This is a genomic window from Anaerolineae bacterium, assembly GCA_025062375.1.
Lineage (GTDB): Bacteria > Chloroflexota > Anaerolineae > SpSt-600 > SpSt-600 > SpSt-600.
Genome location: JANXAG010000006.1, coordinates 1 through 12776, shown reverse-complemented (window position 1 = coordinate 12776; position 12776 = coordinate 1). Strand labels below are relative to the sequence as shown.

The window sequence follows — 12776 nt, the reverse complement described above, 5'->3', positions numbered from 1 at the left end:
TCCTTGTTCAGGAATAATAGCCTCTGTATCGGGGAGGGAGCATAGCTGCTATTTCCCTCATGATTTTTTCCGTGAAACTCTCCAATGCAGCCTTATTTCGTGAGAAAGGCGGAGGGGTAATGGGTCTTCCAAAGGTTAACGTAATTCGGGGCCTCTGGAACTTAAGGAGCTTTTCCGGCGCATCTTCGGTTCCTGTGATTGCGGCGGGAATCACTGGAACCTGCCCTTTCATAGCCAGGTATGCTACCCCATTTCGGGCCTTTTCCAAGGCTTTAGAGGGGCTACGGCGGGCTTCTGGGGCTAGAGCAAGGGCTTTTCCCTGAGCGAGCACTTTCAATGAAAGGTTTATTACGTTACGGTCAAATTGGTCGCGATGCACCGGAATTACACCGTAGAGCCGCAGAAGCTGTCCTACTACAGGTACCCTGTAAAGGTCAACCAGGGCTATGCCTTCCACTTCCCTTGGAGTAAAAGCCACAACGAGGGGGGCATCCAGGTGTCCCAGGTGGTTTATGGCTATGATAATGGGCCCTTCTCTGGGGACGTTCTCCCTTCCCCGCACTTCAACTTTGCTCAGAAGCTTGAAAAGGAATCTCAAAACTGGAACTGCAATCCGGCGGAAAATCCTCTTAATCATCGCCAATGATTTCCATAACTTTCTGGAAAACTTCTTCTATATCTAGGTAAGTAGTATCAATGACCACGGCGTCTTCAGCCGGGCGCAATGGAGCCAGCCAGCGGGTGCTGTCTATACGGTCTCTATCGCGCATAATGGCCAACACTTCTTCGTAAGAAATGTTTTTGCCCATAGCTAAGAGCTCTCTCCAGCGTCGTCTTGCCCTTTCCTCCAGGGAAGCTTCAAGGTAAATTTTGAGGTCAGCCTCGGGTAAAACTACAGTTCCTATATCCCTTCCCACCATTACGATTTTTCCTCTGAGGCCAATGCGTCGTTGCTGGGCTGTAAGGGCTTTTCTTACCCCGGCATAGGCGGAAACAGGTGAAACCACTCTGTCCACCTCGGGCCTTCGTATATCCCAGGTTACGTCTTCTCCATCCACGAAAACTGAATATTGCCTGCCATCATGGACAGTAGGGGGAGTAACTTCGATCTGGATAGCCTGGGCAAGAGCAGTAATAGCCTTTTCATCCTCCACAGGTATCCCGCGTTTGAGAGCAATCCAGGCCACTGCCCTGTACATAACCCCGGTATCAAAGTAGACATAACCAAGCTCTCGGGCGAGCCTCTCGCCCAGAGTGCTTTTGCCAGAAGCTGCTGGCCCGTCTATTGCGATGATAGAGGGTTTCATCCTATCCCCTTCCCTCGTTATCAATTATCTACACCTGAGCTTTAGAGAGCAAATCGTGCTTTAAGGAAGTTTAAGGGCAAAGCTCCTGGCGAGGGTCTGGGGGATGTGCCCTCAGAAACCTTCAAAAAGGGAGCGATCAGCCAACTCTTGCATCCCGCCCACGAGTGGGACCCGGAACCGTGGCGAACCCTGAGCCCACGAGGGTGGGGGAAATCGGGGGGTCCAGGGGGCTTGCCCCCTGGCAGGGGGTCTGGGGGATGTGCCCCCAGAAAACCCCCAAAAGGGAGCGATCAATAACCTCTTACATCCCGCCCACGAGTGGCCTTAACCGCGGCAAGCCCAAAGCCCACAAGGGTGGGGGAATTTTGAGAGCCCAGAGGGCAAAGCCCCCATGAACTATACGGGCGGGCTTTTTGACAAAAACTCCTTTAAGTCTATAATTCCGTAGGAGGTAATGAAATAATGCGTTTCCTTGTTATATCCGACGTCCACTCAAACTTAGAAGCCTTGGAAGCTGTCCTTAAAGATGCTGAAGGCCTCTATGAGGCAGTGCTCTGCCTCGGAGACATAGTGGGTTATGGACCAGATCCCAATGAATGCGTGGAACGTGTAAAGGGGTTACCGTCTCTCTCATGTGTGGCCGGCAATCACGATTGGGCAGCTATTGGCAAGCTTGGGGTTGAGGAATTTAACACTGATGCCAGAATAGCTACTTTGTGGACTCAGAGCGTTTTAACCCCTACGTCCGTAACTTACCTTAACAGTCTCCCCGAAAGGATAATTTTAGAAGATAAACTCACCATCGTGCACGGAAGCCCCCGTTATCCAATATGGGAGTATATCCTGACCTCTACGGTAGCTCTGGAGAATTTCCAGCATTTTATCACTCCCTGGTGTCTTGTGGGTCACAGCCATATTCCGGTGATCTTTGCCTTACGCGAAGCTAACCAGAGGGCTTGTGAAACCATTGTTCTGGAGGAAAACAAGCCGTTCTCCTTAGATCCTGAGTTTCGGTTCATAATAAATCCTGGAAGTGTAGGCCAGCCTAGAGATGGAGACCCGAGGGCAAGCTACGCTTTACTGGACTTGAACAGTGGTGTTGTGGAGCTCAGAAGGGTTTATTATCCGGTTAATAAAACTCAGGACAAAATGGAAAAAGTAGGACTCCCGCCCCGTTTGATCGCCAGACTTACCTTCGGCTGGTAAGCAAAAGGCCTGTGCAGCATCTTATCTGGCTTATCCACACAATGAAGGTTAAAGCCTCTTCATTCTCTTTGTATAAAGGTCAGCTTTTTACCCCCCGGCCAAGGCTTTATCTGTTGTTTCGCTCAAGCTATCAAAAGAGCTATCATTGCATAGCCGTTGCTAAATCCCGGGGCCAGAATTCCCGAATCGGGCCTTGAGATCGCCTCAAACTCGCCTCTGGCCGAATCTGCTTCCTCTTCCAGGGAAATCCAGGAGCCCACATGTCTGCCTTGCTGGACTTACCCCACTATCAGAAGGCGCTGCAGCCAGTCGAATTGGCCCTATATGGGGAATCTTTTGCCCTGCGGGGATATGAAATCTGCTCCTTCTGTGCTTACCATGCCTTAAGACCCTTATTAAAGCGAAAGGGCACTGGTTTAAAATTCTGGTATCCCTGGATTGAAGAAGTCCAATTACGGCCGGGGTGGCTATACCATTCTTTCAGCACCAGATAGGACTCGTCCCGTTCACTCTTCAACCTTCGCTTGCCTTCCAGAACAAGCAGCAGATGACAGAGATTTACCAACTGCCGGATGGCTTTCAGAGTATAACTTTTCCCTCTCCTCGAGAGCCTGAGCAAAGCCCCGGAAGAGGCATCGGCCGGAGGAGATGCTCGCCCAGCCGGGTCATGAAACATGAAAGATAGACTAAGGCATGATCCACTGTGGGCCCTCTGGATGGGTTTGTTGAGTTCTCAGGAGCGCCTTTATCACGATTTAAATTGGCTTATTTGTTCAGGCATCCAAAGATGTGGGGCTTGCATAAATAGCCAGTTTATAGTAAAATTACTCCTAAATAAAGGCGATGTTGCCGGAAAGGCCTTAAAAACCCAAAGGAGGAGAGGCCATGGAAAAGGTGTGGTTTAAGTTTTATGACACCGGAGTTCCTCGTACTATCTCTTACCCCCTCATCCCCCTATACAAATTCCTCGATGATACCGCCGCAAAATACCCCGACCGAACTGCACTTATCTTTGGGGGAAAGATCGGTAAGAGATACATGGGGAGCCAGATCACTTATAAGAAGCTTAAAGAACTTGTTGATCGTTTTGCCACTGCTCTTCAGGCTCTGGGGGTAAAAAAGGGTTCCAAGGTAGCAATTCACCTCCCCAACTGCCCTCAATTCATTATAGCTTATTATGGTGCCCTTAAGGCCGGAGCCACCGTCGTCCCTACAAACCCACTATATGTGGAAAGAGAACTGGAATACCAATTCAACAACGCCGAGGTGGAAACAGTTGTAACTCTAACCAAGTTCTATCCGCTTATCCGCAATATAAAGCCCAGGACCCCCCTCAAGCACATAATAGTGACTAACATCAAGGAATATTTCCCGCCTTTACTGAAGTTTCTCTTCACCCTGGCTGTTGAAAAGAAGGAAGGGCACCGCCTTGAGGGAGAGCTGGTGGAAGGAACCATAATGTTCCAGGACCTCCTGGCCAGGTATCCCCCCAACCCTGCTCCTGTTGAGATAAACCCCGAAGAAGATATTGCCTGCCTTCTCTATACAGGCGGCACCACTGGAGTTCCTAAGGGCGCTATGCTTACCCATTATAACCTGGTTGCTAACACATTGCAGGTTCGCTCCTGGCTTCCTGACGTGCGGGAGGGACAGGAAATCGCTTTGACGGCGCTTCCGCTCTTTCACTCCTACGGGATGACCGTTTGCATGAACTTCGGCATAAATTCGGCTGGAACCCTTATCCTTATGCCCAACCCCCGCGATATCGAAGAAATGCTCATCCTTATTGATAAGTATAAGGTCAGCCTCTTCCCAGGGGTGCCCACCATGTATGTGGCCATCAACAATCACCCTGATACTCCCAAATACAATCTGCGCTCTGTGAAAGCCTGTATAAGTGGTGCTGCGCCTCTTCCTGTTGAGGTTAAGCAAAAATTTGAAGAGATAACTGGCGGTAAACTTTGCGAGGGTTATGGCCTTACCGAAACCTCTCCAGTTACTCACTGTAATCCCATCTACGGCCTCAACAAGGCAGGTTCCATTGGCCTCCCCTTCCCCGACACTGATGCCCGTATTGTGGACCTAGAGACGGGCACAAGAGAGCTGCCTCCTGGAGAAATAGGTGAACTGGCTATAAAAGGCCCTCAGGTGATGAAAGGTTACTGGCAGATGCCCGAAGAAACAGAATTGGTCTTCAAAGAGGGCTGGCTCCTCACAGGCGATATCGCCAAGATGGACGAGGATGGTTACTTCTACATTGTGGACCGCAAGAAAGACATGATAATCGCTGGTGGTTACAACGTCTACCCGCGAGAGGTTGAGGAAGTCCTTTACCAGTATCCCAAGGTCAAGGAGGCAGCGGTAGTCGGAATTCCTGATCCTTACAGGGGCGAGACCGTCAAGGCCTACATAGTCCTCAAGGAAGGGGAGACGGCCACTGAAGAGGAAATAATTGAATTCTGTCGTAAAAACCTGGCCCGTTATAAGGTCCCCACGATAGTGGAATTCCGGAAGGAGCTCCCCAAGAGCACTGTAGGGAAAATCCTGCGGCGTGTCTTGGTGGAAGAAGAAAAGCAGAAGCTTCAGGCTAAGAAATAAAGAGCCTTTCCGGCAACGAGGCATGGGGCAGGGTTCCTGAGGCCCCATGCCTCATTTTCCTTAAATGAACTCCGAAATTCCAACGATGGATTTTAACTATGCCTAAATGGTCCAGTCTGAAAGGGAAAATTTTCCCCTTCATAACTGGTTTATTTTATATTGCTTTTGTGGGCTGGTCTCTCTACGGAGCTGTCAGGCCTGTAGAAACTTACAAATTCCGCATAATCCACCTGGGTTTCATTCTGGTCTTGGTGGCCCTGACTTATCCAGTGTCAAAAGAGGCTAAGAAGTGGCGGTGGGCTGTGGACTTGCCTCTTGCCCTGGTGGGCTTTCTGGCTATATACTACCCATTGCGTGATCTGGATTCTTTCCTCCGTCGCTCTACGATTCCTAACGTTTTGGATGTGGCTATGGGGTTAATCGTCATTCTTTTACTGCTGGAATTCTCACGTCGCGTGGTGGGCAATACTTTCACCTTTGTGCTCATCTTTTTCCTCCTTTACGATCTATTCGGGTACTATGTCCCTGGAGGACTTGGACATAAGGGTTACGGCCTCGATCGAATCGTGGGCCACATGTATATGACTCTGGAAGGAGTGCTGGGGGTCCCCTTAGCTGTAAGCGCTTCTTTTGTGATCCTTTTTGTGGTTTATGGTGTTTTTATGGATATAGCAGGTGCCGGGAAATTCTGGCTGGAGCTGGCCATTTCTCTTATGGGGCGCAAGCCATCAAGCGCTGGTAGGGGTGCAATTTTAACTACAGCTTTACTGGGGGGCCCACAGGCCAGTGGCGTGGCCACCACAATGTCTGTGACTCCTATTATGTGGCCAGTGCTCAAAGAAGCTGGGTACACCCCTAATATGGCTGCTGGCCTTATTTCAGCTGGAGGCATCGGGGCGGTGATTTCACCCCCGCTCATGGGAGCTGCTGCTTTCCTCATAATGCAGTTTCTGGGGATCTCTTTCTGGAGTGTGGTGGTAATGGTTTTGATGCCCACTTTGCTTTATTACCTTGGCGCCTTCTTCATAGTGGAGCTTGAAGCCAGAAAGCACAGGTTTTCTCCTCCTGCGGTGCCTCCGATAACTTTCAAGGAAGTTATGCTGAAGCGTGGCTACCATCTTCTGTCCCTGATAGTGCTGGTAGTCCTTCTGGCTCTTGGACGCTCCCCAGAATCAGCAGCCATTTGGGCAATTGTAACCACAGTTCTAACCAGTTTCCTGAGCCGGGACAGAAATGAATGGCTTACTCCTCGTAGAATAGTGGAAGCCCTCATTGAGGGGGGCAAGAATATGGTGCCAGTAGCTGTACTGCTGGCAGCTGCGGGCCTGATAGTAGGAACCTTTTCCCTGACGGGATTGGGGCTTAAGATTTCCAGCTTAATTATGGCTCTGAGCGGAGGAAATAAGATTGTAGCCCTGTTCCTGGCGTTCATAACCTCCCTCATAATCGGGCTCAGCTTGCCCATCACCGCCACTTATATAATGACAATAATAATGGTTGCGCCAGCTCTGGTTAAACTTGGTATACCCGATTACGTGGCTCACATCCTCGTTTTTTATTTCGCCGTTCTTTCCGAGGTTTCCCCTCCGGTAGGACTTTCTCCCTCGGCCGCTGCTGCTATAACAGGTGGTAATCCCTTCCAGGCCATGCTTCAATCCTGGAAATACTGCATTTCCACCTTTCTGGTGCCTTTCCTCTTTTCCGCCACGCCTTTGGGTTTCAATTTGCTAATCATAAACTCTGAGACAAAGCCATTTCTGATGGCAACTCTCAATAGCCTGCTGGCTATTCTTTTTATAAGCGTTGGGATCGTGGGCTACTTTAAAACCCGAATGAGCCTTGTGGAAAGGGCCGTTCTGGTAGCAGGAGCTTTGCTCTTAGTGGTCTATCCCATTGGTTATTCAGCCTTGAGCTGGGGAAGCATAGCCGCAGGATTTGCGTTTTTAATTTTAAACCTATTAAGGAGGGGGTAAAATGAAAGCCATAACAGTAAAATTGTTAGCACTGGCGCTTTTCCTATCCCTTCTCCTTTCAACGTTGGCTGGATGTGCTAAAAAGCCTGAAAAGCTCTCCTTCAGCATTGCCACTGGTGGAACAGGGGGAGTATGGTATCCCCTGGGAGGGGCTATAGGAGGCCTCATAACCAAGCACGTCCCCAATACTGAGGCCACGGCTGAGTCCACTACTGCCGCCATTGACAACCTTCTGCTCCTGACCACGGGAAAAGCTGGTCTGGCCTTCTGTTATGACTACCACGTGGTTTGGGCCAACGAGGGCAAGATTCAAGCTCTCGGAGCTAAAAAGCCCGTTCGGCTCGTTATGGGCTTCTACGAGCAACCTCTCCACATTGTTACCAAGGAAGGCACAGGTATAAAGACCATTTACGATCTGAAAGGTAAGAGGGTTTCAACGGGAGCCCCCAACAGCGGTACCGAAGAGCAGGCTGGTTACGTCCTTAAGGCCCTGGGAATTGACTGGGATAAGGACTTCACCAGGGAAAAGCTCGGGGTTTCCGAATCCGTAGCCGCTTTGAAGGATGGCAAAATTGATGCCTTCTTCTGGAGCGGGGCTGTTCCCACTTCGGCCATTATTGACCTGGCTTCCACCCCTGGCTTGAAGATGGTGCTGGTGCCCATAGCTGGAGAGGAGGCCGAGAAAATCATGGCTGCTAACCCCGGCGTCTTCCACAAAACTAAGTTCGCCGCCGGTTCTTACCAGGGCGTGGAAAGCGATGTGGAGACCATAGGAATCACGGCTGTGCTGGCGACTATGGATACATTCCCCGCCGACAGGCTGTATCAGATCCTTAACGTCATCTTTGCCAACCTGAACGAGCTGGCGGCCGTGTGGAAAGGCGCTGCCAAACTCACTCCTGAGAAGTCTCTCGGGCAGGTCACTCCTGATGCTCTAAAGTACCTCCATCCTGGTGCGGAAAAATTCTTCAAGGAGAAGGGGGTTCTCAAATAAATGGTAAAAGCTTTGGGGGCCTTGTGGAGGTTGCCTTGCCTCTGCAAGGCCCTTTTTTTAACCCCTTTCTTGCTTTTCCTGCCGCTACCAGGGTACACCCTGGTGGAATTAGAAAGTCCTTCCAGGAAAACTTTCTTTCTTCTCCGAGAAGGCGAGGCTGTCCAGTTAACATGGAAGAATTCCCTGTTCGGTCAGCAAGTTACGGAGCATTTTGTAGTTCGGGATGGGATCCTCTGGCTGGAAGAGGTTAACTTTGATGATAAAACTTCTGGCTATACTATGGTGGCCACCCCTGAAGACCTGCTAGATCTATATCACACCGGTGGGGGTTTTGGGATAAAAGGGGTGAAGAAGCCTTTCCGTCAAATTATCTTCCTTATAGGGGCAATCGGCAATCCCAGGCTTAAGATAAAGGGTCAGGAGCTGAATTTCCAGGAAGAAGCGAGTTTTGGGGGGAAAGTAACCCTGGGGGTGAAGAAGGCAAAACCTATAAACCTCTTGCTGGCTTCTGCAAGAGCACTCGTTCATCGCCTACTCTTCTGGTTATCTTCCTCTCATCCAGGTGCTCCATAAGGGCCAGGGCGTACTTACGGCTTGTTCCAAACATATCCCGGACCTGCGCCACGGTTATTTTCCCTTCCCGCTCGAGCCTTTCTATAACCCTTCTAACCATTTCCCTGTAGGTTTCCGCCAGGAAGACCACCTCGGGGCTGACCTTCACCAGGATTCCCATCTCCAGCAAGGCCGAAAAGAGTTCGCTTCCCAGAACAGTTTCGCATTCTGCTACTGATGGGGTAGCATAGGGGCTGGTTCTGAAGCGAGCCAGGAGCTTTTCCACCGCCTCTTTTTGCTCGGGAGCGAATTTCACCTCATGATATGATAGAGCTACGACCCCCTCTTCTTCTCGGATTTTTCCCTCTGCCGATGCCCTGGCCAGTGCTTCTCCGAAGATCCCCGAAGGAATTTTAAGCCGGCTTCGCAGCTCTTCTTTAGACATCCCCTTCCTCAAAGGATAACGCCTGTGGTAATCCTCCAGAAAAGAAACCATACGGCTAAAGAGTTTATCCCAGCCCGATTTCGTCAGGATGTATCCCTCTTCCCCTGCGATCTCGGGCTTAAGGGTAATGACTTCGCCCTTTTCCATGAGTTTTTGTAAAATAGCCAGGGCTTCCTCTCGGGCAAGGCCGAGGCGCGGGAGAATTTCCTGAAAGCGAACCGGCTCCAGTGCCCTTAAGGTGTTTAAGAAAATTTCTTCAGGGGTGCCACTGGCCAAAATTTTGAGTTTTTCCACCACTTCAGCTCGGAAACGACGATGTTTCTTCCCTGGGTGGGGGTCAATAACCTTACCTCCTCCCACTGTAACGGGTGGGGAAGGCCAGCGAATTATGAAACCATCACCTTTCACCAGGGGGACTGGCCTTTCCAGAACCAGCTGAACGAAAGCTTCTTCTCCAGGCCCGACCTTTTCCCTGTCCAGAACCCGGACTTTGGCTATAACTTCGGCGGCACCGCTGAAGAATTTGACCTCGCCGCTGTGAGGCAGAGGAAATGGGGCATCGGCCAGGTAGCGGAGGTGGACATCCACCAGGGAAGTTGGAACAAGCCATCCGGGGATCGTGAGGACATCGCCCCGCTTTATTTGTTCTTTATCAACGCCGCTCAAGTTCACGGCCACCCTGCTTCCAGGCCGTGCTTCCTGAATTTTTTCTTTGTAAGATTGTAGGCCCCTTATCCTAGCCCTTAACCCCTGAGGCAGGATTTCAACCTCTTGTCCCACTTGAAGGCAACCGTCCACCAGAGTTCCGGTCACCACAGTCCCAAACCCGACAATGGTGAAAACCCGGTCTATGGGCAAACGCGGCTTTCCGAGGTCAATCCTGGGAGGGGTTCGTGTCAGGACATCCTGAAGGGCCTGAACCAACCGATCAAGTCCTTCCCCAGTTTTAGCGGAAGTCGGGACGAGGGGGGCGTTTTCTAAAACTGTCCCTTTAACTGTCTCCCTTATTTCTTCCTGAACGAGCTCTAGCCACTCTTTGTCTTCTACCAGGTCAATTTTGGTCAGGGCTATGAGGCCTGCCTTGACCTGGAGAAGGTCCAGTATAGCCAGGTGCTCTTTTGTTTGAGGCATAACTCCTTCATCGGCTGCGATGACCAGGATTGCGGCATCTATCCCTCCTACACCAGCCAGCATGTTCTCAATGAAATCCTTGTGTCCCGGAACGTCCACAATCCCCACTTTTTCCCCGTTGGGGAGCGTGAGCCAAGCGAAGCCCAGGTCTATGGTCATTTCCCGTTCCTTCTCTTCCTTAAGCCTGTCGGGGTCTATGCCAGTGAGGGCTTTGACCAGGGTTGATTTTCCGTGGTCTACGTGGCCGGCCGTGCCCACGACATACATTGTTCAATCCTCCATGGTTGCTGCCAGAAATTCCTGAAAGGCTGATAGCACTTTGCTCAAGCCTTCCTCCTGGATCCTGCGGAGGGAAGAGACTTCTTCCCTAAGGCCTTTTAAGGCCTCTTCCAGGGCTTCGATCTTAACCATGAAGTCCCTGTTTTTAGTCTCCTGGCGGATTCGGTTTTCCTCTATAAACATTTCCTGCTGTTTCCAGCGCCTTTCGGTGTCTTCGCGGTAGGATTCCCATTCTTTCCTGAACCTTTCTTCAGCTACCCTCAGCAATTCCATAATCTCTCTTTCAGTGGCCACCACGCTTTCCTGGAGTTTAGCGGTTTGTTCAGCTATTTTGCGGTTTTTTTCGTATTGTTGGGAATATAAATCCAGAAGTGAAGAGTATTCTGCCATTTTTTCCGCAAATTTAGCGAACTGTTTGGCCCATTCCTCCATTTGACGACGACGTTCCTGTTCAGTTATCTGCTGGCTTTCAAGCCAGCGCTCCTGTTCCTGACGGAGGTTTTGCTGAAAAAGGATTATCTCTTCCTGCTTTTTGCTCAATTTATGCAGTTGTTCCGCAAGGTAATCGAGGCGGTTTTCCAGTTCGCCGGCTCGCTTTAAAAGCCCAGCGTTTTCCTGCTGGACCTGAGCCATGCGTTTGAGAAGGTAATCGCCTCTCTCTTCGGCATAGGCTAAGGAGTGTTCCATATTTTCCAGGGCCTTCTCCAGATTGCCTAGGCGATCCCTCAAGGCCAGGAGCATTTCGTTGAGCCTGGCACCCTCTGCTTTACGGATGTTAATTTCTTCAGAAATTTTCCTGAATTGTTCCATCTCTTTTCTCAAATCATCAATCGCTCTGGCCAGGCGTGCCCTTTCTGCTTGATGGAGGCGCTCCAATTCCATAGAAGCCTTGCGCCTTTCTTCTTCGTAGTTCTGGATCAGGAGCATGATTTCTTTTTTAGTGTTTTCCAGAGAGCTTTCCAGTTCGCCCAGTCTGGCAAGCCCTGCCCTTAATTCGTTAAGCTTTTTGTCCAGTTCCTGAAGGCTTTCCTTCTGTCCATGGGTTTCCAAAGATAGCGCTTCGACTCTTTGTAGGAGCTGTTTTAGCTCGGATCGATCCCGCCTTCTTTCTTCATCAAGCCAGGTAACCATTTGAGCAAGCTGGGGAAGGTCCATTTCCATAGTTTTCCTCCCAAATCTACGGTTTTATCTCCACCGGTGTCCCTATCTCAGCCCAATCGTAAAGGAGGCGAGCTTCTTCTGTGCCCAGGACTATGCATCCGAAAGACACAGGTCTCCCCAGATAACCAGCCCATAGGGTTTGGCCATTGGGAAGTATGGGTAGAGCATGTATCCCGTTTTCCAGATCGCCTACCCTGTAAATTCCGAGCCAGTAGGGCATTTTGAGCCTCCATCTGTAGGAGTAGGCCATAGGGATTTTGCTTATTACGGAGAAGGTTCCAGTTTTCGTGGGAGAACTTGGGGCTCCGGTGGAGCAGACAAATTTGTAAACGAGTCTGTTCCCCTCCCAGGCGTAAAGCTTTTGTTGCGAGATTATCACCTCAATGCGCTTGTGGGTTTTGGAAGTGGGGATCGGGGTTGGGGATGGAACCGGAGTTGGCGTGGGGGTTGGGGTCAGTTTTGCCAGTGCTACAGCGGGTTCTTTCCATCCCGGGAAGAGTGTAAAGGCTTTCTGAAACCACAGGCCAGCCAGGTCTTTATTGCCCTGCTCCAGGGCCTCAAGGCCGAGCCTATAGTAGAGGGAAGCAAGTTTATCCTCAATGCCTGGTATTTCTGGGTTTTCTCTGGCGGCTTCTTCCAAAAGTTTGGCAGCTTCTTGAAGTTTTCCTTCAGCTAGGGCGATCATGGCAATACCGTAGGCCATACTTCCCGAAGGCTCAGAGGAGGAAAGTTCCCTGGGGAAGTTTAGGTTTCCAGCTGGAGGCGCCAAGATCCAGAGGATGGCCAGAAAGATGAGGCCAGCCAGAAAAAGGAGGAGGTTGGAAAAGTAAAGGGTGTTGTCGGATTCTATTTGTTTTTTGAGTTTGAGGGCGCCAGGGTGATCCGGAGCCAGACGCAGGACAATTCTCAGGTAACGCTCGGCAAGCCTTGGGTTATTTTCCTTGCGAGCTCTGGCCGCAGCTTTGAGGAGGGATTCTATCCTTTCCTGATGGACGTCCATAAAGGGCTCCCTCTTTTAGGGGAAATTATACCATTGCCGTTTCGCATTCCCAAATGTTTTTGTTCGCAGTGGGTTACAAGTGGTTTTGGGGGCACCCCCAAACTTCCGGGATGGGGGCTTTCGCCCCCCT

11 protein-coding genes are annotated in these 12776 nt (G+C 50.5%); 5 read left to right on the top strand and 6 right to left on the bottom strand.

All coding sequences use genetic code 11. The features are described from left to right. Positions 1–7 precede the first annotated feature (7 nt). The gene (locus NZ653_02890; GenBank protein ID MCS7286079.1) at positions 8–637 is read right to left on the bottom strand and encodes a 1-acyl-sn-glycerol-3-phosphate acyltransferase; all 630 of its coding nucleotides are present in this window, start codon (positions 635–637) and stop codon (positions 8–10) included. After that, positions 630–1331, bottom strand: a complete 702-nt coding sequence (gene cmk, locus NZ653_02885; GenBank protein ID MCS7286078.1) for a (d)CMP kinase — start codon at positions 1329–1331, stop codon at positions 630–632. Before cmk ends, NZ653_02890 begins: the two co-directional genes overlap by 8 nt. 438 nt (positions 1332–1769) lie before the next feature. On the opposite strand from cmk, the gene NZ653_02880 reads away from it, so the two are divergent. Next, positions 1770–2513, top strand: a complete 744-nt coding sequence (locus NZ653_02880; protein MCS7286077.1) for a metallophosphatase family protein — start codon at positions 1770–1772, stop codon at positions 2511–2513. A 122-nt stretch (positions 2514–2635) separates the two neighbouring features. Here NZ653_02880 and NZ653_02875 read toward each other — a convergent pair whose 3' ends face one another. Then, on the bottom strand, positions 2636–2773 hold the full coding sequence (locus tag NZ653_02875; GenBank protein ID MCS7286076.1) for a hypothetical protein: 138 nt from the start codon (positions 2771–2773) through the stop codon (positions 2636–2638). A 625-nt stretch (positions 2774–3398) separates the two neighbouring features. On the opposite strand from NZ653_02875, the gene NZ653_02870 reads away from it, so the two are divergent. From NZ653_02870 to NZ653_02855, 4 genes are all read left to right on the top strand, one after another. Further along, entirely contained in the window at positions 3399–5111 is a 1713-nt protein-coding gene (locus NZ653_02870; protein ID MCS7286075.1) for a long-chain fatty acid--CoA ligase, read from the top strand. Between the two features lie 98 nt (positions 5112–5209). Next, positions 5210–7084, top strand: a complete 1875-nt coding sequence (locus tag NZ653_02865) for a TRAP transporter fused permease subunit (GenBank protein ID MCS7286074.1) — start codon at positions 5210–5212, stop codon at positions 7082–7084. A gap of 1 nt (position 7085) precedes the next feature. Further along, positions 7086–8078 (top strand): TAXI family TRAP transporter solute-binding subunit, encoded by a 993-nt coding sequence (locus NZ653_02860; GenBank protein ID MCS7286073.1) that lies wholly within the window; start codon positions 7086–7088, stop codon positions 8076–8078. Continuing rightward, a complete protein-coding gene (locus NZ653_02855; protein MCS7286072.1) occupies positions 8079–8651 on the top strand; it encodes a DUF1850 domain-containing protein in 573 nt (190 codons plus the stop codon). Here NZ653_02855 and selB read toward each other — a convergent pair. Genes selB through NZ653_02840 form a run of 3 tightly spaced genes read right to left on the bottom strand, consistent with a single transcriptional unit; the run spans position 8566 to position 12646 of the window. Then, positions 8566–10473: a selenocysteine-specific translation elongation factor gene (gene selB, locus NZ653_02850; protein MCS7286071.1), complete on the bottom strand. Its 1908-nt coding sequence runs from the start codon at positions 10471–10473 to the stop codon at positions 8566–8568. The genes NZ653_02855 and selB overlap by 86 nt on opposite strands. A gap of 3 nt (positions 10474–10476) precedes the next feature. Beyond that, complete coding sequence (locus NZ653_02845; GenBank protein ID MCS7286070.1) at positions 10477–11646, bottom strand: hypothetical protein; 1170 nt, start codon at positions 11644–11646, stop codon at positions 10477–10479. A 16-nt stretch (positions 11647–11662) separates the two neighbouring features. Continuing rightward, positions 11663–12646 carry a L,D-transpeptidase family protein gene (locus NZ653_02840; protein ID MCS7286069.1) on the bottom strand — a complete coding sequence of 328 codons (984 nt, stop codon included), beginning with the start codon at positions 12644–12646 and terminating at the stop codon, positions 11663–11665. Positions 12647–12776 lie beyond the last annotated feature (130 nt).

Bases quoted from the DNA above. Each gene is read 5' to 3' on its own strand.
- NZ653_02890 (MCS7286079.1), bottom strand. From the start codon at position 637: ATGATTAAGAGGATTTTCCGCCGGATTGCAGTTCCAGTTTTGAGATTC.
- NZ653_02880 (MCS7286077.1), top strand. From the start codon at position 1,770: ATGCGTTTCCTTGTTATATCCGACGTCCACTCAAACTTAGAAGCCTTG.
- NZ653_02870 (MCS7286075.1), top strand. From the start codon at position 3,399: ATGGAAAAGGTGTGGTTTAAGTTTTATGACACCGGAGTTCCTCGTACT.
- NZ653_02865 (MCS7286074.1), top strand. From the start codon at position 5,210: ATGCCTAAATGGTCCAGTCTGAAAGGGAAAATTTTCCCCTTCATAACT.
- NZ653_02860 (MCS7286073.1), top strand. From the start codon at position 7,086: ATGAAAGCCATAACAGTAAAATTGTTAGCACTGGCGCTTTTCCTATCC.
- NZ653_02855 (MCS7286072.1), top strand. From the start codon at position 8,079: ATGGTAAAAGCTTTGGGGGCCTTGTGGAGGTTGCCTTGCCTCTGCAAG.
- selB (MCS7286071.1), bottom strand. From the start codon at position 10,473: ATGTATGTCGTGGGCACGGCCGGCCACGTAGACCACGGAAAATCAACC.
- NZ653_02845 (MCS7286070.1), bottom strand. From the start codon at position 11,646: ATGGAAATGGACCTTCCCCAGCTTGCTCAAATGGTTACCTGGCTTGAT.
- NZ653_02840 (MCS7286069.1), bottom strand. From the start codon at position 12,646: ATGGACGTCCATCAGGAAAGGATAGAATCCCTCCTCAAAGCTGCGGCC.